Below are 26,275 nucleotides of genomic sequence, written 5' to 3'. Positions count from 1 at the left end.
TTACTCAATATTCAACACCTAAAAAGTACAATTTTTAATGCAAAGTGCCTCGAATTTCCTGCTCACGCTCGATGGCTTCGAACAAGGCCTTAAAATTCCCTTTTCCGAATGATTGTGCTCCCTTTCTTTGGATGATCTCAAAGAACATGGTCGGTCTGGGCTCTACGGGCCTGGTGAAGATTTGCAATAAGTAACCTTCATCGTCGCGGTCCACCAAAATGCCCAATTCACGTAATGGGGCAATGTCCTCGTCGATTTCACCTACACGGTCGGTCACGGCATCGTAGTACGTATCCGGAACACGTAGGAATTCAACGCCACGACTTTTCAAATCGCGAACGGTTTTGATGATGTCATCGGTTGCTACGGCAATGTGCTGTACGCCTTCGCCTTCGTAAAAATCCAAATACTCTTCCACCTGTGATTTTTTCTTTCCTTCCGCAGGTTCGTTGATCGGGAATTTGATGCGCCCGTTGCCGTTGCTCATCACCTTGCTCATCAATGCGGTGTATTCGGTGGAAATGTCATTGTCATCAAACGAAAGGATGTTTTTGAAGCCCAAAACGTTCTCATAAAAACTTACCCAGTGGTTCATTTTGTTCCATCCAACATTGCCTACCATGTGGTCTACAAACATCAAACCGGTTGAAGTTGGATTGTAGTCTGGGGTTTCCCATTTTTTGAATCCTGGCAAAAAAGTTCCATTGTAGTCCTTGCGCTCCACAAAAATGTGCACGGTTTCTCCGTAGGTGTAGATTCCGGAACGTACCACCTTACCGCTGGCATCTTCTTCCACTTTGGGTTCCATGTACGATTTGGCGCCGCGTTCCATGGCCGCATTATAGGCATAGGTTGCATCCTCTACCCAAAGGGCCACCACTTTTACACCGTCACCATGCTTGTCGATGTGTTTTCCGATTTCGGTTCCACTCTGCAGGGGTGAGGTGAGTACCAAACGGATTTTATCCTGCGCCACCACATAGCTTTCCCTGTCCTTCAGTCCGGTTTCCAATCCGGCATAGGCCAAAGACTGAAATCCGAAGGCCGTTTTGTAAAAATGGGCGGCTTGCTTGGAATTGCCTACATACAGTTCAATATAATCGGTGCCGTTGATCGGCATAAAATCGGTGGATGTATCCTTGGTTTTTTGAAGTGTTGAAGTATCCATAGTACGGTATGTTTTTGTTTTTTCAGTTAATTTTGTTGTTGATGCAACAAAAGTAATAATTTTGGCTTACGAAAGCGATTTCGTGGATCAAAAATTGGGTTAAAATTTATTGGGGTTTTATGGATGAATTCCCGTGAAGAACACTTTCCCTATTTTTGTGCCCAATCATAAAAACATGCTCAGCCGTATCGATGAAATACAGGGAATGGGGTTCCACTTGGACCTGGTACTCCGCAAAATCCAAAAGGCCTATTTGCGTGCCTTTGAAGATCTTGGGGTAAATACCACTATTGAGCAATGGGTGATCTTGTACCAAATCCATCAGTTGGGCAAAAAGGCCAGCCAACGCGACATTGTAAAGGGCAATTTCCGAAATAGGGCAACAATTTCCCGGGTGATCAGCGGCTTGGAGCGCAACGGTTGGATCACAAAGACCCGTTTTGATGGAGATCAAAAACGGTTTAAGCTTGCACTTACGCCCAAGGGACAGGAAATCCTGGACCGAACCTTACCCACTGCACTGCAATTGCGAAAATTGGCGCTCAAGGATATTGACCCAACAGAATTCGAAACGTTTTTACGGGTCCTGGATCAAATCGGAGAGAATTACGAAGCCGATTGACCCCAATGGTCAAAAGCCAGTTTGGCAATGGTGGCCAACCCGATGAGCAAGATGAACAACAAACTCAACTTTCTGAATTTTTCCTGCGGGATGTGATGCAGGATGCGCTTTCCCAAATACGTTCCCACCAAACCTATGGTCAAAAGGAAGGGCAGATAACTTAGTTCCTGTTTCCCGATATACCCATTTTCATAATACACGAAGGTCCTGGAGAAATCGATCATAAAATCGATAAAGGCAGAGGTGGCAATAAAGGCATTTTTGTCCAGATTGAAAGCGGCCATGGTAAGTCCGCGGATGGCCCCTCCGGTACCCAGTAGCCCGGCAGAAAATCCGGATAAGGTGCCTCCAACAACGGCATTTCTTTTGTTGGGAAGAACCACGATCTCGCTTCGCAACAAAAACAACAAACTGAAAAGGACCAGAAAAATACCCAATACAATTTCCAAGACACCCGTGTTCACCCATTTGGACATAAATCCGCCCAAGACAACAAAAACAACAGATGGAAGGCCAATATAGAGCAGCAATTTTTTGTCCAACCCTTTTTTGAACAGCCATATTTTACTGAGGTTGCTGGAGAGGTGAAAAATGGCCGTCATGCCCAACACGGAATAAAAGTCGAAATAGAAGTTTCCAATGGGGACAAAAAAGACGGAGGAACCAAATCCTCCAATGGTTCCCACGATTTCCGCAACCAGTGCCAGTAAGAGAAAAATATAGTTGAATTTCATGCTTTGGCAAAAAGATCAAGGTAGTGTTTTTACCCGATTCCCAACATGATCTATTTCATGGAATCGTAATATTCCTTGAGTACCCAAAAGGCCTTTTTCTTGGTTCCATCTTCCGAAATCAACCCTTTTCTGTTGTAATCGTCCTGAATTTTGGGCAAGGGTCTGCGTGGTGAACGAAAATCGACCAAAATCCAAGGTGACATACCTCGCAATTGTTTGATTTTGGAAAGCATTTCCAAATTTTCTTGATACAGGAATTCCTGATATTCCTCCGTCCAGCGGGTACTTTTATCACCATGAAGCCCTTGTTTGGCCCCACCCCCAAATTCCGAAATGATCACGGGTTTGTTCTGGGTAATGTTCCATTGGATGTCCCTACAAATTTCAGGCGTACCCACATACCAGCCCATATACTGGTTAAAACTGAGCACATCGACCAGTTCGGCCATGGGATCGTCAATGATTTTGATATTGGGATCATTTTTTGAATTGCTTTGTTCCAACGCGGCACTGATCAATCGGGTTGGGTCCAGAAATCGCGCTTTTTCAATCAACTCGCTTAAAAATTGGTTTCTGGCTTCACTAACAGGTGTTTCGTTGGCCATGGACCAGATGATGACCGACGCTCGATTCTTGTCCCGAAATATCATTTCTTCCAATTGGTTGGCGGCGTTGTTGAACGTTTCCGGGTTTTTCCACTGTATGGTCCAATACACGGGATTCTCTTCCCAAACCAGAATCCCCATTTCATCGGCCAATCGAACAATGTGTTCGTTATGGGGATAATGGGCCAATCGCACATAATTGCCGCCCATCTCCTTGATCCAGTCCAATACTTTTTTGGCATCTTCCACCGTATTTGCACGCCCCTTGGTAATCGGGCTTTCCTCATGCAGACTGATGCCTTTTAAAAATATAGGCTCACCATTGAGCAAAATGTTTTCGTTTTGCGTGGAAATGCTCCGGAATCCTATTTGGTCTTGGAGTTGCTCCGTGTCGGTTATCAACCGTACTTGGTATAACTTCGGATTTTTTGGTGACCAATAGCTTATTTTTTTTGATTTCATTTTAAACTGGGCCTTTCCGGAAGCATCTGTGGTGACTATCGTTTGCAGTTTCAGTTCTGGAATTTGGATGGAAACAGTTTGGTTGTTTATCGATGAACCTTCCAATTGTACTTCACCAACGATCAGTCCATTATCCTGTTTGTCCAAATGAATAAAGTAATCCCGGATAAAAGTGGAAGGGGTTTCAATCAATTTTACATCACGGGTGATGCCACCGTAGTTCCACCAATCGGTATTTAAGGTGGGTACGCCTTCTTTTGTGCGTTTATTGTCCATCTTTACAACCAAAAAATTGTCTTTTTCCTTTAGCAGATTGGTGACTTCAAAATTGAACGGGGTAAAGCCACCCATATGGACACCCAATTTCTGACCGTTCAAATACACCTCGGTTTTATAATTGGCAGCCCCGAAATACACAAAAACCCTATTACTGTCTTTTGATTTCACATAATCAAAGGACCTTTTATACCAAATCGTGCCCTCGTAGTAGTACAATTTCTCTTTTTGGGTATTCCAGTCCCCCGGTACCTGAATCGTATCGGAAAGGTCAAAGTCATATTCGATCAAATCGGATGGACTTTTTGCCTTGGTGTTCGTAAAATACGCATTGGGGGAAGGATTGTCCTGCTGGTCGAAGGGCTCATACCGATAATTGTAATAACCATTTTCATAAGGGTCTACAATATAGTGCCAGTTTCCATTTAAAGAAGTGGACGGTCTGTTGTAGGCGTTGATGAGTAAATTGTGACCCTCCTGTCCAGAAAGGTTGAAACTCAAGCAGAATAGGGCCAAGAGTCCAAAAAGTTGGTGTTTCATTGTGTTTTGCTATGGTTTTTTAAAGATAGGAAACAAACGATATGTCATTTTAACCAAAAAAAATCTTAAAAACGGGCATTTAAGGTAATGGAGCATAGAAACTGGTCAATTTATTGGACGTGGGCGCAATTAATCCACCGCAACTTTGTACCTGTATACTGAAAATGTACACAGCTATGAAGAAAACAATTTTTTATCCAACGATTTGGTCAACGGTCCCCTATACGCCGAGCGTAATGGCGGATTGGTACAGTGCCCCACAAAAGGGAGCTGAGTTGATCTTGAAGAATGAGGCGGCTAAGTCGCTGAAGGTTTCCGAAATGATCTTGAACATTACCAAGTTCTCGGCCATCGATGAACAAGGCAATGAGTACTTTATAATAGATTTTCCTGGACAGAACCCTGTTACCCTTAAAGGTATCCCCTCGGGCAGTTTCTTGCGCTCGCGCAGCGTGGTCTCCCTTCCGGATGGTAATTACACCAAACTCCGCTTTTATGTGGCGGGATGGGGCAACCGGTTTACCTACCAGGATGGGGTAGAGGAATCTGCCAACCAAGTACCGTACATTGATTTTACCATTGATGGTGGGTTCTGTGTGGAGGAAGGCAATGCCCCTGAAGTTAAATTGTGGTTCGATTTTGCTCCATTTCAGTGGAGGCGACACTTTAAACCGCTTACGGATTTGTTTATGCGGAGCAGAAGCCCACAACCACGATTGGCCAACAGTTTTGGCAACTAATACGTTATGAAGAAGGATGAAAAAGGCACCGAAACGGTGCCTTTTTTATTTTTCAAATTTTTCACCGAACGCCTCTAAAGCCTTCACTTTCCCATCGGACCCAATCAAAAAGTTGAAATCAATCTCTGCCCGATATGGATTTTCCTTGGTCGACATAAAGGTGTTGTATTGCCAATGGTAGGTGTCCAACGACACAAAACTGTTGAAATCAATACTAAACCCATTGTCCGTTCTTTTCACCATAGCCTTTCCCAGCATGGGATGGGTATATTCGCCTTCATAGGCTGCTAGGTCCAAAGTGGGGTCAGTGTCCTTGACCCTGTCGCTGCGCATTTTCTCCACATATTCTTTTTGTTGCTTTTTGAACTTGGAATAGAGTTCAAAAATATCCTGATGCCAGTCCGTACTGTTGTCATCAAAGGCAAATAGATCCATGGCTTTGTACATGATGGCATGCCGTAATTCCGCATGGTCCATATTGGCGAACACATAAACGGCGGTGTTCTTATCCCGAATAATGCCACAAATGGCAATCAGTCCCCCGAGACTTCCTGTGTGAAAATCGAGTTTTTCACCGCGGTAATCGTGCTGGAACCAACCCAAACCATAGGTTTTCCAGTGGGGCTTGGTGAGTTGTTGGGTAGGGTAGAAGCTCGCATCGGTAACAAATGCGTGGGGCTTAAACAGGTAATCGAAGGTTTTTTTGCTCAAAATGGTGTCGTTGCCCACCACAGCATCGTTCTCCAGGTATTTTAAGTAATTGGTCACATCCGAAAGGCTGGCCCAGATCATACCCGCGGCCCCGATCTGATCTGAAAGATTGTAATCCACCTGCACAATACCTTCATCCAAATCGTTGAGGTAGGGGGTGGTATAATTTCCTTTTTTAAAGATGTCCGCGGATTTGGCCACAGCATCCGTCATTCCTATAGGTTTAAAAATATTTTCGGTGACGAAATCGGTCCAGTGTTGTCCACTCACGGCTTGTATCACTTCCCCGGCCACCGCATACATTACATTATTGTAATCGAAACCGGCGCGCATCGGGTATCCTTTTTTGGAATGGGCAAATCGTTTTAAGGTTTCTTTGGTGGACACACTGTCCAACGCCCAAAGCAAATCGGCCTGTTCTATGCCCAGATTGTGGGTGAGCAGGTCTTGAACACGTGCTTCTTCGGTAATGTAGGGGTCCGAAAGTTGAAAATAGGGGAGATGATCACGCACTTTGTCCGTCCAGTTCAATTTACCCTGATCTACCAAAATGCCCAAGGCTTGGCAAACAATGGCCTTGGTGGTACTGGCCATGGTAAAAAGGGTATGTTCGTCAACTGGGGCTTTGCTTTCCAAATTTTTGACCCCATAGGCTTTGCGAAATTGGACTTCCCCATCTTTCACCACTACGGTAACAAGACCGGGAACTTCCCAATCCGCCATACCCTGGACAATCATGGCATCCAACTGTTTGGCTTTGTTATTTTGGGCGTGACTGGGATGAATTAAAAGAAAAAGACAGGTAATGCAATAAAGAAAGTGTTTCATTTTTGGAAAAGGTTGGTGGTTATCCCACTAAGATACAATGAAATGGCGTATGGATAAAGTTGGTTTGTGATTATTGATTACAAATAAATGAGGGTAAGTTTCCGATCGCAATTTGTATTTTCAGGGAATTAATTTTCCACTTATGGCTTCGCGTAGACATTTTCTTCAAAATACGGCATTGTTTGGTCTGACCCCATTGGTCCCGAGGTTGTATATGGATGATTTCTTTCCAGTTTCATTGGACATGATGGATTCGATGGGCGATGACGAATTGTTCACCTTGATCAGAAGTCAATTGTTGATACCACCTAATCGAATTTACCTGAACACGGGCAGTTTGGGCCCAAGTCCCGTGAAGATTTTGGATTTGGTACATGCAACCATGAGAACCTTGGAAATGAACCCCGTGGTTGAAAACTGGGGCACTCTTGGCAAAGAAATGGAAGCTGTGAGGGAGCTAGTTGCCGAATTCGTCAATGCGGATAAAGAACATATTTTATTGACCCGGAATACCACAGAGGGGTTGAATGTGGTTGCCCAATCTTTAAAGCTACAACCTGGGGATGAAATCCTTACCACTGACCAAGAGCACGGTGGCGCCATGGTCGGGTTGGACTACCTTGTCGAAAATCAAGGGACGGTGGTAAGGAAGCTATCGTTCCCAATGCCCACCAACAGTGTGGAGGAAATTGTCGAAACCGTTCAATCCAATATTACAGAACGAACCAAAGTCCTTTTGTTAAGCCATGTGAATACCATTACTGGATTGGTGATGCCATTCGAGGCCATTGCCCGAATCACCAAGCCCAAAGGCATCATCTTGATTGCGGATGGGGCACAGGCCATGGGACAAATCCCAGTAGATGTGGAAGCAATGGGTGTGGATGCCTATGCCTGCAGCGGCCACAAATGGTTGATGGGCCCAAAAGAGACAGGCTTTCTCTATGTGGCTCCAGAGTTCAAATCCCAAATCAATATGGCCTTTACCCACTCAGGTTTTGGTAGTTATTCAGCATCGTCGGGTACACGAAATGTGGCGACCCTGATCGGGTTGGGAGCAGCTATTCAATGGTATCGGGAAATTGGCAAGGATCGGGTGTATAAAAGGTGTTTGGAGATACGTAATTATTGCTACGACCAATTGACAAAGTTAAAGGGGCTCCACATCATTAGCTCGGAAGCTGATATACTTAGTTGCGGCATCGTCAGTTTTACCTTGGAAGAGGCCAAAAACTCAGAAATAGCCCGTAAACTTAAAGATCAGGATATCATTATCAAAACCCTTCCCGGTATCAACGGAAACCGGATTTCCTGTCACATGTTCACCAGCAAAAAGGATATAGATGACTTTATCCAAGCCTTGTGGAAAGCGTTGTAGATTTCTCAATTTATTATCAATCAAGCTTACCGCCCTGCCATTGTTCCCAAATGGTACTTAAATCCACTCCAGTAGCTTTGGACATGATGGGCTCAATTTCATCATATTCAAAAGCCCGTTGATTCGTTTTTGTCCAATTTAAAAGGCCCAACAGGGCATCTTTTATTGATTTTTGCCCGTTGGTTTCCTTTTGAATTACCATGTCCAGGTCGTGTGCCAATAAGGCCCCACGAGAGAAGAGGTTCTTGCCTATCCTGAAATCCGCAGCATATTGGGAAGAGCCAAGTAAAGACAGTTCCTTCAAAGATTTTTCCTTGATGAATTTTGGGGCTTCTTCCATATTCCTTTTATAAAAATTCAAGATGCCAGACCGTTCCAAGACATAGGCGTAAGAAATATACCAGGTAAAGCCTTCGTTCAACCAAATGGTCTCGATCAAAGGGGCCACTTGCCATGCAAAGGGACGATATCCTCTTCCGTAAGACCTGAGAGGAATCCATGAATGCCCCATGTGGTGTACAATGCTTCCGATGTTTGCCTTCGGATCGTATGATGTAACCGCTCGTGAAAGGTCACCCGTATAGGTCATGCTGTTCAAATGCTCCATGGAAAACCCATAATCGTGTCGGTCAGATTTTGGGTTGATGAACTCCTCATAAATGGTGTAGTGGGGCATGGGTACATACCCGTAAAAATCTTTGAGACCATTAAGTGCCAACAATCCCCTTCTACCAATTTCCTCCAGATTTACCTCCGTTTCACTGTAAATGGCCACAAAAAGAGGTATGGGCGCATTTGGGACTTGATATATTTGGGAATCCTTGCCCAAGGTGTACTGTCCGTCTGCCAAAACACCAAAATTCTCTGCTTGAAAGCTCGCTGAACCCTTTGGGCGATCCAATGTAGGAGCCAACGTGCTAAAAATGGGCCAAGATGGTTCTGTTTTGAAGGTAAGCTCAATTGGATTTTCCTCCAAACCTTCCACAAACCCAAAAACGGAGTAACCCAATAGTCCCACGTAGTTTGTTCTGGATTTAGAGCTGGCGTCCCCGTCCAATAATTGGGTTTCCATTTTTTCAAGATCTAATTGGTAACTTACTTGTGCCAGTTGTTCACTCTCTGCTTCAAAAGTAAAAAAAGAGCCATCACCTATGGTGCCCTTTGCCATTGTTCCGTTGGTAGAAGTGCCCACTACCTGTTCCACAAATGCCCTGTAGTTAGTAAGGCTATAGGTGCCCGGAGCACTTCGGGGAATAATCAATCGTACCTTCTCGGCATTCATGGGCTCAAAATTAATGGCCACTTCAATGTTGTTGGAATTGGGGGTATGGGTCAAGGTGTAGTACACCGTTTGTTGCCCGTACATAATCCATCCAAACAACAAAAGGATGTAAAAAGGAAAGGTTCTCATGATAGGGTCAGGTTGTTACTTCGCTAAGATACAAGGAATTATAAAACCTAAGCATGGTCCTACAAAAACAAAGGGTCGAATTTGTTCAACTAGACAGGATTGACAATGGACTCCAGTTGTGAGGCATCATAAAAATTGGTCAAAATGGAATCCATGGGTTCTTTGCCTGCCGTAATAGCCTCAATTTTGTTCCATAGTCCCCCATTGAGCAGCGGACGCAGGGGTTGTTGCTGTTTGGTAATATTTCCTAACACTTTTTTGATCTTGTTGTCCCACACCTTGTAGTATTTCAGCAGGTCGTTCGGGTAAACGATCTTGCGGCGCGTGCCTTCATCGGCTGCCCTAAAGGGTAGGGGAATGTTGAGGTAGCCGTAATCGTCGGTGAGCTGTTCCCCAGGCTGTATGTCCCGAACGGCGATTTCAAAATCGTAGGCGGTGGTCAAACAGTTGGAGTTGAAACTGTGGTTCACGTACCTTCCATTGTCCCAACAAAGGATATAGTTGCCCTTGTTGTTCCGAAAGGTGTAGGTGTCTAAAATGGTTTGGTAGATGGGTTCCATTTGTTGGAGTTCCAAGGGGGTGAATTCCCGGTCCAATTTGTCCAAAACCCAAGTGATGGTGCCTGCAGGAATGAATTTGGTCGCGACCACGCCGTACCCAATTTCGTTGCTGATAAAGCGTAATTCTGTATCTGGATGAATCATTGTATATCGAATGAATTTTCGATGGAAGGTATAAAATTGTTCGATCCGTTGATGGGAATTTTTTGGGATGTAAAATGGTATGATAAGCAGGTTTCCACCATGAAAAAACCCAGCAAATTCGCTGGGTTTTTAGGATTACTCTTGATTTCCGTCTTGGTCATAACCGTCGGGCCGTTTCCAGCGAACGGGTGCGGGTGGTTCGGGTTTCATAAAAAACTCCTGGGTTTTCAACAATCGTAGGGCTTCTTGAACAGCTCGTTCCAATTGGGGGTCTTTGCCTTCCACAACGTCTTTTGGATTTTGGATTACTTCAATATCGGGGCTTATACCCTTTCCTTCCACATCCCATTCCCCTTTGGTGTTGTAAAATCCTCCACGGGGTGCCACCATGCGGCCACCATCAATAAACCGTGGCGTATCCCAGGTTCCGACCAATCCACCCCAGGTTCGGGTTCCCACCAAGGGCCCTAGCTGTTTTTCCTTGAACATATAGGGTAATAAGTCACCTCCGGAACCGGCCCGCTCATTGATGATCATTACCTTTGGTCCCCAAATGCCTGCGATGGGGCTCGTCCATGGCCTGTTGTCGTTGGCTTTACTGTTAAAATAGCCAAAAGGTTCACGGGCCATAATGTCGATCATATAATCGGCCGCGGAGCCTCCGCCATTGTTGCGCTCATCCAGAATGACTCCTTTTCTGTCCTGCTGGGAAAAATAGTATTTGTTAAAGCTTCTGAACCCGTTGCCACTGGTATTGGGAATGTAGACGTAGGCCAGTTTTCCATTGGAAAGTTCGTCCACCTTTTTGCGGTTACTTTCCACCCAGTCCATGTAACGTAATTGGAATTCGTTTGCTACAGGCTTCACGGTCACTTTTTTGGCCCCGGAAATATTGGGTGTGCCATTTACAGTGATGCTGATGGTGCGATCCGCTGTCTGGGCCAATAATTCATAAATGTTTTGATCGGCCGAAAGCGGTGTGCCATTGATGGCCAATAGATAGTCCCCTTCCTTGACCTCCATGCCCGGCATGGCCAAAGGAGCGCGCACATCTGGATTCCAATGTTCCCCGGTATAAATTTTTTGAATTTTATAAAAGCCATTCTCCTTTGTGAAATCAGCACCCAAAAGACCCACGGGCACCTGGTCCACATCTGGCATGTCGCCACCGGAAACATAGGAATGGCCGATGGCTACTTCCCCGCTTAGAATATCCACCACATAGTTGAGGTCGGTGCGGTGCCTAATATGTTTGATCCAAGGCTGGTACCAACTGTAGATTTCATCCCAAGGTGCGCCATGTACATTGTCCACGTACAGAAAATCGCGCATGTAGCGCCACCCTTCCTTAAAAATCTGGGCATATTCCGCTTGGGGATCTATTTTGATCTTGGCGTCGATGTTCAATTTATCCTCCGGTTTTGGAGCATTCTTGGTTTCTGAAATCATCCAGTTACCGCTGTTGCGTATTAGGGCGAACTCTCCGTTATCGGATACGACCATTTCTAGGACCCCGTCCGTAAAATCGGAGGCCTTTTCCTTGTCTACCTCATATTTGTGCACTTTTAGCCCTCGTGCGTTTGGAATGGCCTCGGCCACAAACAATTGTTTTTCGGTACCCGGTTGTAAAAATTGATAGTTCCGCGCTGGAAGCTCCAAGGCGACAACCCGATCTTGGATATTTGCAAAATCGATGACAACCGGCTTTGTGGTTGCTGCAGTTTCTTCCTTTTTGCCGTTTTTCTTCAATTTTGACCCATTTTCAGTCTCTTTTTCCTCTTTTTTGGGTGATTCTTCATCGGTTTTGGGCAAATTGGGCGCTTTTCCGGAAGCACTCAAGACCAAGGCATACAAACTTCTTGTAACACCTGGGTCGTAGGAACTCATATCCAACCAGCCTGATGCCAATCCATAGTCCGTGCTGGCCAAAAAATACAGGTACTCTCCGGAAACATCCCAAACTGGACTTGTGGCATCGGCTGTGCCTTCACTTACCTGAACCGTTTTACCGGTTTGGGTGTCATAAATAAAAATGGCCTTGAAATGACTGTCCTGTTGCTTTTCGTAGGTAATAAAGCGACTATCGGGCGACCAAACGGGATTCATGGTTCGGTTGGGATGCGCATAGCGGTCGGTATCCACTTTGGTGACCTTGCCCGATTTTACATCCACATACCACATGTTGTAATCCGTATCGGTATAAGCGATGTATTGCCCATTGGGTGACCAATCCGGTTTAAAATAAAAAGTAGGGTTGTCCAGTGGAAAGGATTTTTGGTCTCCTCCGTACTGATCGGCCACCACCAATTGGTACTCCCCATTGGCATCGGAAAACCAAGCAATTTTATCCCCTTTGGGCGACCATACCGGATAGCGATCGGCCACACCTGATGTTTGGGTTAGGTTGCGCCAACTTCCCTCTTCTTTGGGAAAGGTGAAAATATCGCCTCGATATTCGAAAACGGCCCGTTTGCCATTGGGGGAGATATTGGGATTGCTTACGCCGTTCGCGGATACATCTTCCCAGCGTTCGCGGCTAAAATTAAGGTCACCTTTAACTGCGATGGTCAACGGTTGTGTTTCTTTGGTGTTCAAATTCAAAAGATGCAATCGGCCACCTTGCTCATACACTAGTTGATTCCCGAAGGCATCCAAATTTTTGACATCAAATTTTTTATGAAAGGTAACCTGCTCCTCAGTCTGGGTAATGATATCGAAACTCCAAATATTGCTGGTATAATCGCGTTCCGACAAGTAATAGACCTTATTGCCCGACCAAACAGGGTACAAATGTCGTTCCTGGTCCAATTGTGGGGTTGTCATTAAATCATAGGTTTTTAGGTCCACGATCCAAATGGGCATGGCTTGTCCGCCCCTGTAATTGCGCCACTCTGGGTCCCATGAAGTGATGGGTGTGTAGGCGATATGGAAACCATCAGTGGAAATGCTGCCGTAGGCCCCTCGGGGAATGGCCATTGCCTTGGGCAGGCCACCTTCAGGGGAAACAGTAAAAAATTGGCTGGTCATGGTCGGCCTTGCGTTACGTGTGGACCGGAAAAGAATTTCTCCTTCGGGGGTCCAACCCTGTACCTCGTCCATGGCCGGGTGATAGGTGATACGTTCCGGAGTGCCTCCATTGGCAGGAATCACATACACATCGCTATTGCCATCGTACTCCGCAGTAAAGGCAATCCATTGACCATCGGGCGAAAAATGCGGGTCGGATTCATAACCGATTCCACTGGTAAGACGTTCGGCCGTTCCACCAGTGAGTGGGGCTTTCCAGAGGTCGTTGGCATACACAAAGACCACTGCATTGTTGGAAAGGGTAGGTTCCCTTAGCAGAAGTGTTCCCTCTTGCGCCACCAATTGTGCAAGTGCAAACAAGGCAATGCCTAGAACATATTTTTTTCTCATGGGTATAATTTGAAGTAAAGGTTGAACAAAAAGGACAAGATTTTCCTGTTGCCTAAAAATACAGAAAACATCCAAATTGGATTGAAACAACCGTCCAAAAAGTAAACTAGGTAAGCTGCCCTTTTACTTCACTTTTCTGTAAAGGGTAGGCAATGAGGGAAATTCGATATAATGGATCTCGGGAAAATCTAGTTGTCTAACAACCTTCGGTGGTAGTTGATTTGTCCCAGATGGTAATTTAAATGGCTTAAGAGGTGGATCACTGTAAACTCCGTTCCAATGGGTTTGCCCCAAATTTGAATGGGAAACTCCCCGGACAACGTTTCATCGGTCAGGGTATCGAGTCCCTTTTCCACGACGACCATGGTTTCGTCAATTTGTTGCAAAAGCGTGGTTCTCGGTACATCCTTGCCGGCAAATTCAAATTCGCGATCGCGTATATAATCCGTTTTTGCGAGTGCGGCTCCAATAAAGGCATTAAGGTTGCCGATGAGGTGCAAACACAGGTTTCCTGCCGAATTGGTGATGGATTTATCGGTTCGCCAAAGGTTTTCTTCAGAGGAATACTGTTCAATTTCAGTTTTGAGTTTTTCCAGATCTCTTTTGAAGAGCGATTGCAAGGTGGCTTTCATCTTGATTGGGTTTTTAAGGTTGATCAACCACTTAGTCGTTTCAACTTGTCCAAAATTTCATAAACTGAAAAACTGCGGGCAAAACGGTACATTTCCTTGTCATCTGATTTAAGGATCACGACTGGTAATGTAAAAACCATGGATTGTCCCGTAAATTCGACTTCTTCCTCCACATCCACCACCCGGATGGCCACATGGGGAAATTCTTCCTCCACGGCGGCCAGCAATTTTGGCTTCAACACCTTGCAGACATTGCAGGTCTTTCCGGTGAAGTACAGAAGTTCTATGTGTTGATCCTCCATCGCTTAATAGTCCGAATAATCGGTAGGGTAGAGGAACCAAATGTCGGCATGCGATACATTGTTTTGATATTTGGGTAAGGCACTCATTTCTTTCCATTCAGGGGAATCCACAAAAGCTTCCCAGTTTTTGTCACGCGTGGCCATATCGGCATGGGTGGTCATGTATATCAGGTTGGGCATGTGGGCGCCGGAAATTACCTCACCATAGAACACGGCATTGAAGTTCAATCGGTCGAACAATTTGACTTCGCCTCCTGCATTGAACATATCTACCTTGTTTACATATAATTTTTCGGTGGGGGACTCGTAACTCCGCAGTTCGTAGATGCGCTCGGCACGTGGACTGTCCAGATTCGGTACCTGCATCATGGGCATATCGGTAAAGGCCTGCATTAGGATGGACTCAATACGGTCATAAGGGGCATTATCGTATGCTGCATTGAGGTACGCGCTTCCTGCTGCTGCATATTCAGCGTCTTCACCCAATTTGTTGTCCAACGCCAAAAAATCCTCCATAGATTTGAAGGGAAGAAGCACGTAGGTTCTTTGAACGGTGTCCTTTTCGTTGGTGCGGAATTTAAAAACGCCCACCTTATCGATGCCTTGTTTTTTAACAGCTGGGATAAAAGCATTTTGCAAATAGTTGTCCGTGGCGGCCACTTGGTCTTCCGAACTGAATGAATAGACCTTGAGTTGGTAAAATTCCCGTTCGTTGGCAACGGTTTCGGGGGTTTCGTTGGTTTCCGATTTTTCGGGGTTGGGATTGCCGCAACTGGCAAGCGTTGCGGTTACCAATAATGCAAGAAGTTGGATTGTTTTCATGTGTAGTGTAGTTGGATTTAGGCTTTAAAACCGTCTTCAATTTACGTATTTAATTGCGTTTTACCACTTCTGGACCATTCTGTTTTTTTCTTTTTGAAGCCAAAGCCATCAATCCTAAAATGGGACCCAAGGCCAAGATCATATACATGCTGTTTGACGTGCTCCAATTCCGCATTATGTTGAGCAATTGAATGCTGATAATGGTAATGGCAAAGCCAATGCAGTTGACAATGGTCAGGGCCGTACCCTTAATTTCTGGGGAAGCATTTTGGGCCACCAAGGTGGAAAACAGGGGCGAATCGGCGATGACCACCATGCCCCAAAACATAAGAAAAGCGACAAAAAGTCCTTCCGAGGCTTGTGCAAATAGAAAGGGAGACATCAAGCAGCAGCAACAAGAAAGCAAAAGCGCTGTAAAGGCCACTTTTTTAGTACCCAATGCTTGAGCCAAATAGCCGCCCAATACGCAGGCCAATCCCCCAAGGGCAATGATTGCAAACGTCAACAACGGAATATTGAATGAAACTCCATTGTGTAGGCTTGCATAGGTTTGTAGCATAATGGGAACAAAGGCCCAAAACGTATACAGTTCCCACATATGGCCAAAATACCCAAAGGCCGCGGAACGAAACTTGCTGTTTCGGAACACTTTTATAAAAGCCGATAATTGCAGTTTTTGGCTTGGTTTACGGAAAGAGCCGTCCGGAACCAATCCCACCATGAGTACCCCTCCCAAAACTGCTAAACCCGAGGTGGCCACCAAGACCCTATTCCAAGGAACCGCATGGGTCATGTTTTTCAATAGATGGGGAAATGCGGTACCGACCACCAAGGCGCCGACCAAAAAACCCAAGGATTTGCCCAGTCCTTTTTCATAATAATCGGCGGCAATCTTCATACCGACGGGATAGATGCCCGCCAAGAAAAAGCCGGTAAAAAAGCGAAAGGTAAGGAGACTCGCCAGGCCGTTGTCTTCCCAAATGACCCCCAGATTGAACAAAGCACCCAAGAGGGCACAGGTTAAAAATACCTTGGAGGGGGAAAAGCGGTCGGCAATGGACAAAATGGCAAAAATCAAGGTGCCTACAATAAATCCAAACTGAACGGCCGAGGTCAAATGCCCCACGGCGCTGTTGCCCAACCCAAAAGTGGCCACCAAATCTTGCATGACCCCATTGCCGGCAAACCACAACGAAGTGCAGCAAAACTGCGAAAACACAATAACGGGGAGTATGAGTTTGGAGGGTTTCATTGAGGTTATTGTGACAAATGATAAAATTTAATCTTGCTTAAACACTTTCAATGGCCTTAATGCTTTTAGTCGAAATCAAAACCTCATTCATTAAACTGAACGAGAAATTTTCGGGACCGCCGTTTTCCTCCAAAGTGTAATCAATAAATGCAATCTGGATTTTGGATTTGTTCTGCAGTTCCAATACCAATTGAACAAACCGTTGTTCCTTTTCGGTACGCATGGTGTAATCCACAATGTACTCAAATTCCAAACTTTTAAACTCCGCGTTGATCACGTTTAGGCCACGACATTTTTCAACCTCTGCAATGTTCTCGTTGTGCAAGGCAACATGATTGTTGTGGGTATAAATTTCAGATAAGGGCCTGTTCTCGATCACATATGATTCCAAATCGGGACTGAAGGCGGCCGAGACCACTCCGGCCGGGAATTTGATCTCCACACCTCCGTCTATGATCCAATAGCCTTCGTCCGCAAATTCAAAAAAGTTGGGGTTTACTTGGTAAAAGGTGAGTTCATTAATGGGTCCAGATTGGATAATGGTTTTGAGGTCATTTTCCAATTGTTCGTGTGTTTGGTTCATTTAAAAATAAAAGGGTTTATTTATTATTGTCAGACGTTTTTAAATCCATGATCAACTTTCCCGTTAGTTGGCCTCCGGCCATACAGCCAGAACAAACCTTGGTCAGCATTGGATTCCGTTTCAATTTCTCAATTCTCAATTTAATGGCCTCTTGTTGGTCTTGATTGAATTCATCAAGATGATTATAATAATATTCAATGGCCATTAATCGCGTAGCAGGATTTTTGCTGTACAACAAATACTCGCAGTTCTCATTTGAAATAATGGCTTTAAATATATTTCTGATGTGCAGTACTCTCATTCCATAGCCACAGCGGTTGCCATACAAGATGCCAGAAAAAGGATTCATTACTTCATCTAGTGCACTGTCATTCCGTTTTTCAATGCCATCCAAGGGGTCGGTGGCATTACTGATGCCATGAACCAAAGGTTTTACCTTGTCGTCCTGGTCAATTTCAAAAAGCCCTGAGAGCTTTGTTCGGTAAATTTTTTTTATTCGGTTTGATTTGTTTGGAATGTATGTGTCCAGCTCGTATGCTATAACTTCATTGTTGTAATAAAGAATATTGTAGCGGACGGAGAGGCTGCCTTTACCAATACCACTTTGCTTTAATTGATAGCCAAACCCCAAGTTTTCCCGATTCTCATTTTTGACTTCAAGAACTTCTAATAGTTTCTCTGTTGAAGTGTTGTAGGCTTTAGTCAGTTGTGATATGAAGAGAGTGTCTATCCTTACATGATATTTTTTCACTTCGGTTTTTTGGGAAAATGAAAAATTCCAAATTCCGAAGGCCACGATTGTCAATATGAAATGCCTTATTTTCAAATTGATGAATTTTATTATTTCCCCCGCTTTGCCCGCAACTTCTGTACTTCTTCCACGGTAAGTCCGGTGATTTCGGAAATGGTATCCACGTCCATGCCTTTACCCTTCATTTGCCGGGCTATTTCCACTTTTTCTTTTCGTTTGGCGATTTCGGAAGCCTCTTTTTTAAAACGTTTTTCCAACACGTAGCTGGGTACATATTGGGTGCTTTCCAACAGTTCGTCCATAAGCCCAGTGTCCTTAAAGCTCAGGTAGCTTTTGGTGGAAATGATCAAATGGTCCAGTACATGGGTGTTCACAATAATGCCCACCTGTATAAGGCGGTCGGTAATGTCCTTGTCCGCTTCGGTTGGGGTCAGTTCCCCCGTAGGGTGGTTGTGGCACAGGATGATTTTTACGGCCCTTTTCTGCAGGGCCAGGCTAAAGACTTCCATGGGTTCTGCCAAGGCACGGTTGACGGTGCCCAGGCTGATCAGCTCTATGAACAAAATACGGTTGTTGTTCTCCAGCCCGATGACCCAAAAATGCTCCCGGTTCTGGTCTATTTTGTCCTCGCGCAAGAGAATGCGCTGCATAATGCTGTAAATGTCGTCCGAGTTGAGGATTTTGATTTTTTGGGCTTCGGTTAGTTTAATGTCCATGGATTAAAGATAGCATTTTGTAGGATTTTTGTTTGGGGAGGTTGGGGAGGGTTATTGTACAAGTTAATTTAAAATATCAACTTCTTCCAGTTTAAATTTTTCAATTGAGTTGATTTCTTCTTCTAGCCAATCAAGATACTTATCTGCTTGATTAGGAAGGTCATGATAGTTTAGACATCTAATAATGGCAGCAATATAATTGTAAGATTTTGAAACTCTTATTAGGTTTTTGTTCATTTCTTCCAATTTTATAGTTGAAATTATTCTGGATCGTTTTTCGAACCCCCCTTTTGTTGCTTTACCATGCTGAATGGACAAAGTTTCTGAGGAAAGATTACCACTAAAATCTTTCCACCCTAGTCTATAAGAACCATGGGTTATTGTATTCCTTATTTCAGGCAGCTTTTCTTGTTTAGATGAAAGTCTTTGGTTTAATCGAACAAGGCGTTCACAATTCCTAAAATTGTCTGCAATTATCGAATCCAATTTTATTCTTAACGGATAGGCAGTTATGCTTTCTGTAAGAGATTCAATACTTTTTACCTGTAATTCAGTTTGGTCTTCTTTAAAAATGATTCGGGGTATTAAGAATCTAATCCAATCATTTATGTCCTCAAACCTGACAATAAATTCTCCAATCAACATAAATTGCTTCTCGACATTTATATTTTTTAATGGATCTTTCATTGATTTTCTTACTTTTAAGTAAGGAGTTAATGCAATTCTAATCAGTTTTTGTCTACGGCCAAGTTTAAAGATAACATTTTGTAGGATTCTTGTTTTGGGAGGTTGATTTTCACCGTTCCAATTAGGAGACGTCGGTTTTATTCTCTGCATATAGTCGGTTCACTTTAGGCTGAATAATCCAGATTCCAATGAAATAGAACCACAAAAGAAAAAATTCACCTATAAAATCTCCAAACCCGACCTTTCGTTTCAATTCCACAGTTTTTAGGGTTTTTGCCGCAAAATAAAAGGTGTGTAAAATACAGAACATGGAGAACAAATGGAGTGGTACAATGATCGCGACAATAATCCCTAAATTCAAGAAAAATGACTCCGCGTCCACCGAAAATAAACTGGACATGGAAGTAACCATAAACAGAAAGTACACCAAAGGAATAAAAAAGAAAATCTTGAACCGCGTTGTTTTCATTTTAGCCTCGACGGGTACCCATTTTTGTAATCCTATGGCCAACGCCCATAACCAACCAAAAAATAATAGGCCAAAACAAAGCATCACTATAAGGAACCATTCAAATTGGATAAATTTTTCGTCCAAGACTTGGGTAAATCCGTTGTTTTCCATTTCTGTGGATGGAACCGATTCAACTAACCAGATTCTTGCATATATATAAATCTGGGAAACCAATGGAACCCCCACCATGAGCAAGAATAACTGCCAATGTTTTGCTTTAAGGAAGATGTTGGTCATTCTCTATTTTATACGTTGTGGTTAATGCGCCTCCAGCCAGTTCTCACCAACGCCCACTTCCACATCCAACGGTACGGAGAGTTTGTAGGCATGTTCCATTTCGGATTTAATGAGTTCCTTCATGGTGTCCAACTCGGGTTTATAACAATCGAACACCAATTCATCGTGCACCTGCAACAACATTTTGGTCTTGTATTGGCCTTCCGCCAGCTTTTTATGGATGTTGATCATCGCAATCTTGATGATGTCCGCCGCACTTCCCTGAATGGGAGCGTTCACGGCGTTTCGCTCTGCGGCGCCACGCACTACTTGGTTCCCGGCATTGATATCTTTTAGATACCGCCGACGGCCCAACACGGTTTGTACATAACCATGCTCGCGGGCAAAGTCAATCTGTTCACTGATGTAATTGCGCAATTTCGGGTAGGTTTTGTAATAGGTGTCGATGAGGTCCTTGGCCTCGGTGCGGCTCAAATCGGTCTGGTTGCTCAATCCAAAGGCCGATACCCCATAAATAATCCCAAAGTTCACCGTTTTGGCATTGCTACGCTGCTCACGGGTCACTTCCTCGATTGGCACATTGAATACTTTGGAAGCGGTGGAAGCGTGTATGTCTTCCCCGTTCTGGAAGGCCGAAATCATGGTGTCCTCCTCGCTTAAGGCGGCAATGATGCGGAGTTCTATCTGTGAATAATCCGCAGCCAAAAGCACATAATTATCATCCCGAGGGATAAACGCCTTGCGCACTTGTCGTCCCCGTTCGGTTCGGATGGGAATGTTCTGCAAATTGGGGTTGTTGCTGCTCAAACGGCCCGTTGCGGCCACGGTTTGCATATAATCGGTGTGTACCCGGCCCGTTGCTTTTTGTATCTCATTGGGTAGGGCGTCCACATAGGTGCTCTTCAATTTGGCCAACCCACGGTACTCCAATACATTTCTGATGATGGCATGGTCCTTCGCCAAGTACGAAAGTACATCCTCTGCGGTGGAATATTGCCCCGTTTTGGTCTTTTTGGGCTTGTCTACCAGCTTTAATTTTTCGAACAGGATATCACCCAACTGTTTGGGGGAGGCAATGTTGAATTCCTCTCCGGCTTCTTCATAAATCTGTTGTTCCAATTTCTTGATGTCCTCATCCAGCGCTTTCGAAAGTTCGTGCAGGTAGCCCTCATCCAAATTGATGCCTTCCCGCTCCATATCGGCGAGTACGCGAAGCAAGGGAATTTCGATGTCCTCGAACAGTTTGTCGGTTTGGGCCTCTTTTAGTTCGGGTCTAAAATGCTGTGCCAATTGATAGGTGATGTCGGCATCCTCCACGGCATATTCCGTTTGCTTGTCCACGGGCACCTGACGCATGTTCAACTGGTTTTTACCCTTTTTTCCGATTAATTCGGTGATGGAAATAGGGGTGTAGTTGAGGTAGGTTTCCGAAAGCACATCCATGTTGTGGCGCATATCGGGGTTGATGAGGTAGTGGGCCAACATGGTATCGAACAGCTTGCCTTTCACGTCCACACCATAGTTGAGCATCACCTTGATGTCGTATTTAAGGTTCTGGCCTATTTTTTCAATGGCCTCCGATTCAAAGAACGGACGCAGTTTTTCCAAGAGGGGCATGGCATCGTCCCGTGTTTCGGGGAAGGGAACGTAAAACCCTTTGCCCGCTGCCCAACTGAAGGCAATACCCACCAACTCTGCTTCCAACGGATTCAGGGAAGTGGTCTCGGTATCAAAACAGACCGAAGTTTGTTTCATAAGCATTTCCAAGAACAGGTCCATGCTTTTACCCGGGTGCACGGTCTGGTAAAAATGGGGTACATCGGCTAGGGTCTTGCGGCTGTTCACATCTTTGATGGTCGCTGCGGCTTCCGCTGGGTCGCCCCCAAATAGGGTGAACTGTCCACTGCCGGCCACTTTGGCTTCTTGTTTGGCGGTTTCGGTGCTGGTCACCGGGGTGCTGGCTTCTGCTTCTTCCGTAAACAGTTTGATGAATTGGTCCTTCAATCTGCGGAATTCCAGTTCCTCAAAGATTTCCTGCACTTTTTCGGCATCGGGCGGACACATTTCGTAGTCCTCCGCATGGAAAGTGACCTCACAATCGGTCTTGATCTCGGCCAGTTTTCGGGAGAGTCGACCGAGTTCGGCATTCTCCTCCACTTTTTCCTTCATCTTGCCCTTCAGTTTGTCCGTATTGGCCAACAGGCCTTCCAACGAATCAAAATCCTCCAGGAATTTTTTAGCAGTTTTATCGCCCACACCAGGTAGGCCGGGAATGTTGTCACTGGCATCACCCATCATCCCCAGATAATCGATTACCTGTTCGGGGCGTTTCACCCCAAAGCGTTTCTGTACTTCGGGAATGCCCCAAATTTCTATCCCGTTGCCCATTCGGGCGGGGCGGTACATAAAAATGTTTTCACTCACCAACTGACCAAAATCCTTATCGGGAGTGACCATGAACACCTTGTAGTTTTCCTTTTCGGCCTGTTTGGCCAAGGTGCCGATCAAATCATCGGCCTCGTAGCCCTCCAGTTCCACCACTGGGATTTTCATGGCCTTCAAGATCTGTTGTATATAGGGCACCGCTATGCGGATGGCATCGGGGGTCTCGTCCCGGTTGGCCTTGTAGTCCTCGAAAAGTTCGGTGCGCTCCACACTGCCGCCTTTGTCGAAAGCCACGGCCAAATGGTCGGGCTGTTCGCGTTTGATCACATCAAAAAGGGAGTTCATGAACCCCATGATAGCGGAGGTGTCCATCCCTTTGGAATTGATGCGCGGGTTTTTGATCAGAGCGTAATATCCTCTAAAAATAAGTGCGTAGGCGTCGAGTAAAAAAAGTCGTTTTTGGTCGGACATGTATTTTCAATTGTCAATTATCAATTAGCAATGGGCAATAAATAGGTGGGGATTAAAAGTACGAATTGCTTCTAAAAAGACATCAGATGTAAGAAATAAGATTTCGGAATTGATGATTTTAGAACCTAGATAAAAGAGTCAAGAGTCAGGAGCCAAGATGTAATGCTTCCTGATTCTAGTAGCGCAGCGGTCTGGTATCTAACAGCGCAGCGTTCCAACATCTAATTATAAAAACTCTTCACTTCGCGGTTCTCATGCCCATTGGCACTGTATTCCCTATACGTGAAACCCGGATGCACACAATAGCCGCCCGTTTCCCCATTTTTGTTGATGGCTAAAAAGCCGATCTGGAAATCCTTGCGTCCTTCGTTTTTCTTCATGATACGCTTTACACCTTCCTCACAGGCTTCTTGTGGGCTTTTGCCTTGTCGCATCAGTTCCACGATCAAAAAGCTGCCCACGGTACGGATTACCTCTTCACCCACGCCCGTGGCCGTGGCACCGCCCACTTCGTTGTCCACGTACAGCCCTGCTCCGATGATGGGGGAATCCCCGATGCGACCCCCAACTTTGTAGGCCATGCCGCTGGTGGTACAGGCTCCGGCCATGTCCCCATTTTCATCAATGGCGAGCATCCCGATGGTGTCGTGGTTTTCAATATTGATGGTGGTTTCGTATTTAGAGGTTTTCAGCCATTCTTCGTATTGTTTGCGGGTGCTCTCGGTCAACAGGTCCTCTTTTTTAAAGCCTTGTTCGTAGGCAAATTTTTCAGCTCCCTTTCCCGCCAAAATGATATGAGGGGTTTCTTCCATCACCTTTCGAGCCACGGAAACTGGATGTACAATATTTTGAAGATACACCACGGAACCGCAATTGCCATCTTTGTCCATGATGCAGGCATCCAGCGTCACGTTACCATCACGGTCGGGACGACCGCCCTTGCCCACGGTTTCATTTTTTTCATCCGCTTCTTCTACCATTACGCCTTGTTCCACGGCATCGAGAGAAGATCCTCCCTTGCTTAGCACTTCCCAAGCCTTTTCTGAAGCGTTGTAAAAGTTCCAGGTACAGACCACAATGGGTTTGATGGGAGTTACTGGGGCATTGGCTACAACAGCTTCTTCTTCGGTCTTGTTTTCTGTTTTGCAGGATACCACAGCTGAGGCGGTAACGAGTCCGGCAGCGGTTAGACCGGAATTTTTGAGGAATTTGCGACGTTGCATGGGAATGGATGTTTACTTTTAAGTTACGAATGCTAAATATAGCAATATGCTTGTAGAAGTTTGTGCCAATTCACTGGAATCGGCCATGAATGCTGAAAAGGCAGGAGCCGACCGTATTGAACTGTGTTCGGAACTTGGGGTGGGGGGCGTTACACCCTCCATGGGATTGATACGGTTGGTGAAGGAACGGTTGTCCATTCCTGTGCATGTACTCGTGCGTCCGCGAAGTGGTCATTTTACCTATTACAATACCGAGTTTGAGGTGATGCTGGCCGATATCGAAGCCTGTAAAAAGACTGGAGTGGATGGTATCGTTTCGGGCGTTTTGCGGAAAGACTTTTCGGTGGATGTGGAACGTACCCAAAAGTTAGTTGAACGGAGTGGTTCGTTACATTTTACCTTCCATCGGGCTTTTGATTGGGTCGCAAACCCACTGGAAGCCTTGGCACATTTGGAGCACATCGGAGTAAACACGGTTCTGACCTCGGGTGGTGAACCCTCTGCAGAAAAAGGATTGAAAAATCTTGAAGCATGGCAACAACAAACAGCACTGACCCTAATGGCCGGGGGCGGTGTTTCACCGAGCAATGCCCATCATTTTAAGGAAATTGGCCTAAAGGCCATCCATTGTTCCGGAACGGTTTTTGGAGATGTATTGGAGTTATCGGGGAAGATTCCCATGAATTCGTCCAAGCATTTGGTGGAAGATCGGGTTGCGATAACGGACCCAGAAACGATTCGCAAGGTGGTTTCAGCCGTTAAATAAAATTAAAAAGCCCTCGATTCTAGGAGATTAGCTCTAATTTTGTAAAAAAATTGTATGACTCGTTTTATTGTTCTGGCCATCCTTTACGTTGTATTGGCTGCATACGGTTTCCAGGCTTTTCGAACCTTGTTCAAAAGCCCGTTGCTGCAGTGGTCCTATATCGTATTGTTTTTGGGGGTGCTTGTTTTCTTGGGGATTAAGGTGTTTACCCATATTCCCGGCGAAGGGTTTAAGGGCACCGCTGCCATTGCCGGAAGTATTTTTGCAGCCTTCTTTTTGTTGGCCTTGGTGTTGGGGTTCTTCCTTTTGGTGGAAGATGTGGTTCGTTTGATCGGTTTTGGATACAATAAAATTGTGGGTGTGGCCGATACCGAAGCGGGTTATTTTCCATCCCGAAGAAAATTCGTGAGCGGTTTGGCCCTTGGACTGGCGGCGCTTCCGTTCGGAGCCATTCTCTACGGCATGTACCGCGGAAAATACAACTATCAGGTATTGAAGTACGAACTGGAATTCGACGACCTGCCCGATGCCTTTCACAACTATCAGATCACCCAAATTTCGGATGTGCATAGTGGTAGTTTTGACGACTACAATAAAGTGTCCTATGGCGTGGATCTTATAAATCAACAGCAAAGTGATGTCATTTTCTTTACTGGGGACATCGTGAACAACAAGTCGGAGGAACTCGAGCCTTGGAAAGAGGTTTTTGCACGATTGGAAGCCAAGGATGGGGTGTTTTCCATTTTGGGCAACCATGATTATGGGGATTATGCCGTGTGGGACACTGAGGAAGAGAAAGCGCAGAATTTGGAAGACCTTAAGGTCATGCAACAGGAAATGGGCTTCGACCTGTTGTTGAACACCAATCGATTTCTCGAAAAAGAGGGTCAAAAAATTGCGTTGGTCGGCGTGGAAAACTGGGGTCGCGGCGGATTTAAAAAAGCGGGTGACCTACAAAAGGCCAAGGAAGGTGTCCACAAAGATGATTTTAAAATATTGTTGAGCCACGATCCCTCACATTGGGAAGATGTGGTCCTCCAAGACGATTACCATTTCCATTTGACTTTAAGCGGACACACCCACGGCATGCAGTTTGGGGTGGAAATACCCGGGTGGGTAAAATGGAGTCCGGTGAAATGGCGCTACAAGTATTGGGCGGGCATTTACAGTGAGTTGGGGCAGTTCATCAATGTGAACCGAGGTTTCGGTTTCATCGGTTACCCAGGCCGTTTTGGCATCTGGCCAGAGATTTCCGTAATCACTTTAAAGAAGAGGGGGTTGGCTTAAGCTGCTTCCGCTTGCATAACATAAAAAAGCACCGATTTCACAATCGGTGCTTTT

The 26,275-nt window shown here is 45.2% G+C and carries 23 protein-coding genes; 5 read left to right on the top strand and 18 right to left on the bottom strand.

Translation table 11 applies throughout. The features are described 5' to 3' along the window. Positions 1 to 34 precede the first annotated feature (34 nt). The gene (hppD, locus tag EO131_RS11535; RefSeq protein WP_127022049.1) at positions 35 to 1,168 is read right to left on the bottom strand and encodes a 4-hydroxyphenylpyruvate dioxygenase; all 1,134 of its coding nucleotides are present in this window, start codon (positions 1,166 to 1,168) and stop codon (positions 35 to 37) included. A gap of 175 nt (positions 1,169 to 1,343) precedes the next feature. Between hppD and EO131_RS11530 the strand changes: the two genes are divergently transcribed. Continuing rightward, entirely contained in the window at positions 1,344 to 1,790 is a 447-nt protein-coding gene (locus tag EO131_RS11530; RefSeq protein WP_127022046.1) for a MarR family winged helix-turn-helix transcriptional regulator, read from the top strand. On the opposite strand, the gene EO131_RS11525 is transcribed toward EO131_RS11530, so the two are convergent. Both EO131_RS11525 and EO131_RS11520 read right to left on the bottom strand, forming a co-directional pair. After that, a complete protein-coding gene (locus tag EO131_RS11525) occupies positions 1,775 to 2,524 on the bottom strand; it encodes a sulfite exporter TauE/SafE family protein (RefSeq protein WP_127022043.1) in 750 nt (249 codons plus the stop codon). The genes EO131_RS11530 and EO131_RS11525 overlap by 16 nt on opposite strands. A 50-nt stretch (positions 2,525 to 2,574) precedes the next feature. Continuing rightward, positions 2,575 to 4,407, bottom strand: a complete 1,833-nt coding sequence (locus EO131_RS11520; protein ID WP_127022040.1) for a glycoside hydrolase family 2 protein — start codon at positions 4,405 to 4,407, stop codon at positions 2,575 to 2,577. Positions 4,408 to 4,583: 176 nt separating this feature from the next. On the opposite strand from EO131_RS11520, the gene EO131_RS11515 reads away from it, so the two are divergent. Further along, positions 4,584 to 5,147 carry a hypothetical protein gene (locus EO131_RS11515; protein WP_127022037.1) on the top strand — a complete coding sequence of 188 codons (564 nt, stop codon included), beginning with the start codon at positions 4,584 to 4,586 and terminating at the stop codon, positions 5,145 to 5,147. Between the two features lie 45 nt (positions 5,148 to 5,192). Here the strand turns inward: EO131_RS11515 and EO131_RS11510 are convergent, their stop codons facing one another. Next, a complete protein-coding gene (locus tag EO131_RS11510; RefSeq protein WP_127022034.1) occupies positions 5,193 to 6,686 on the bottom strand; it encodes a serine hydrolase in 1,494 nt (497 codons plus the stop codon). Between the two features lie 142 nt (positions 6,687 to 6,828). On the opposite strand from EO131_RS11510, the gene EO131_RS11505 reads away from it, so the two are divergent. Next, on the top strand, positions 6,829 to 8,064 hold the full coding sequence (locus EO131_RS11505; RefSeq protein ID WP_127022031.1) for an aminotransferase class V-fold PLP-dependent enzyme: 1,236 nt from the start codon (positions 6,829 to 6,831) through the stop codon (positions 8,062 to 8,064). 16 nt (positions 8,065 to 8,080) lie between these two features. On the opposite strand, the gene EO131_RS11500 is transcribed toward EO131_RS11505, so the two are convergent. The 14 genes from EO131_RS11500 to EO131_RS11435 form a co-directional block, all read right to left on the bottom strand. After that, entirely contained in the window at positions 8,081 to 9,475 is a 1,395-nt protein-coding gene (locus EO131_RS11500; RefSeq protein WP_127022028.1) for a M61 family metallopeptidase, read from the bottom strand. 89 nt (positions 9,476 to 9,564) lie between these two features. Then, complete coding sequence (locus tag EO131_RS11495) at positions 9,565 to 10,179, bottom strand: SET domain-containing protein (protein WP_127022025.1); 615 nt, start codon at positions 10,177 to 10,179, stop codon at positions 9,565 to 9,567. Positions 10,180 to 10,314: 135 nt separating this feature from the next. Beyond that, complete coding sequence (locus tag EO131_RS11490) at positions 10,315 to 13,596, bottom strand: S41 family peptidase (RefSeq protein WP_127022022.1); 3,282 nt, start codon at positions 13,594 to 13,596, stop codon at positions 10,315 to 10,317. Positions 13,597 to 13,784: 188 nt separating this feature from the next. Further along, positions 13,785 to 14,228 (bottom strand): DUF1572 family protein, encoded by a 444-nt coding sequence (locus tag EO131_RS11485; protein ID WP_127022019.1) that lies wholly within the window; start codon positions 14,226 to 14,228, stop codon positions 13,785 to 13,787. A 23-nt stretch (positions 14,229 to 14,251) separates the two neighbouring features. Further along, on the bottom strand, positions 14,252 to 14,530 hold the full coding sequence (locus EO131_RS11480; protein ID WP_127022016.1) for a thioredoxin domain-containing protein: 279 nt from the start codon (positions 14,528 to 14,530) through the stop codon (positions 14,252 to 14,254). A gap of 3 nt (positions 14,531 to 14,533) precedes the next feature. Further along, entirely contained in the window at positions 14,534 to 15,352 is an 819-nt protein-coding gene (locus EO131_RS11475; RefSeq protein WP_127022014.1) for an NIPSNAP family protein, read from the bottom strand. 49 nt (positions 15,353 to 15,401) lie between these two features. Next, positions 15,402 to 16,604 carry an MFS transporter gene (locus EO131_RS11470; RefSeq protein WP_127022011.1) on the bottom strand — a complete coding sequence of 401 codons (1,203 nt, stop codon included), beginning with the start codon at positions 16,602 to 16,604 and terminating at the stop codon, positions 15,402 to 15,404. Between the two features lie 37 nt (positions 16,605 to 16,641). Continuing rightward, on the bottom strand, positions 16,642 to 17,187 hold the full coding sequence (locus EO131_RS11465) for a hypothetical protein (RefSeq protein ID WP_127022009.1): 546 nt from the start codon (positions 17,185 to 17,187) through the stop codon (positions 16,642 to 16,644). A 16-nt stretch (positions 17,188 to 17,203) separates the two neighbouring features. Next, the gene (locus tag EO131_RS11460) at positions 17,204 to 17,938 is read right to left on the bottom strand and encodes a hypothetical protein (protein WP_127022008.1); all 735 of its coding nucleotides are present in this window, start codon (positions 17,936 to 17,938) and stop codon (positions 17,204 to 17,206) included. Positions 17,939 to 18,027: 89 nt separating this feature from the next. After that, the gene (locus EO131_RS11455; RefSeq protein ID WP_127022006.1) at positions 18,028 to 18,654 is read right to left on the bottom strand and encodes a JAB domain-containing protein; all 627 of its coding nucleotides are present in this window, start codon (positions 18,652 to 18,654) and stop codon (positions 18,028 to 18,030) included. A 63-nt stretch (positions 18,655 to 18,717) separates the two neighbouring features. Further along, positions 18,718 to 19,491: a hypothetical protein gene (locus EO131_RS11450; protein WP_127022004.1), complete on the bottom strand. Its 774-nt coding sequence runs from the start codon at positions 19,489 to 19,491 to the stop codon at positions 18,718 to 18,720. Beyond that, positions 19,463 to 19,963 carry a hypothetical protein gene (locus EO131_RS11445; protein WP_127022002.1) on the bottom strand — a complete coding sequence of 167 codons (501 nt, stop codon included), beginning with the start codon at positions 19,961 to 19,963 and terminating at the stop codon, positions 19,463 to 19,465. Before EO131_RS11445 ends, EO131_RS11450 begins: the two co-directional genes overlap by 29 nt. Positions 19,964 to 20,110: 147 nt before the next feature. Further along, positions 20,111 to 22,945, bottom strand: a complete 2,835-nt coding sequence (gene polA, locus EO131_RS11440; RefSeq protein ID WP_127022000.1) for a DNA polymerase I — start codon at positions 22,943 to 22,945, stop codon at positions 20,111 to 20,113. Between the two features lie 221 nt (positions 22,946 to 23,166). Then, positions 23,167 to 24,168, bottom strand: coding sequence for an isoaspartyl peptidase/L-asparaginase family protein (locus tag EO131_RS11435; protein ID WP_127021998.1), 1,002 nt, complete (start codon positions 24,166 to 24,168; stop codon positions 23,167 to 23,169). Between the two features lie 46 nt (positions 24,169 to 24,214). Here EO131_RS11435 and EO131_RS11430 point away from each other — a divergent pair, with 46 nt between their 5' ends. Together EO131_RS11430 and EO131_RS11425 are read left to right on the top strand one after the other, a co-directional pair. Beyond that, a complete protein-coding gene (locus EO131_RS11430; RefSeq protein ID WP_127021996.1) occupies positions 24,215 to 24,934 on the top strand; it encodes a copper homeostasis protein CutC in 720 nt (239 codons plus the stop codon). A gap of 54 nt (positions 24,935 to 24,988) precedes the next feature. Next, positions 24,989 to 26,221, top strand: coding sequence for a metallophosphoesterase (locus EO131_RS11425; protein WP_127021994.1), 1,233 nt, complete (start codon positions 24,989 to 24,991; stop codon positions 26,219 to 26,221). Positions 26,222 to 26,275 lie beyond the last annotated feature (54 nt).

It is taken from the genome of Flagellimonas beolgyonensis, from assembly GCF_003992615.1.
GTDB lineage: Bacteria > Bacteroidota > Bacteroidia > Flavobacteriales > Flavobacteriaceae > Flagellimonas > Flagellimonas beolgyonensis.
Note: the sequence above shows the minus strand (reverse complement) of the source record. Positions and strands in the feature narration are given on the sequence as shown.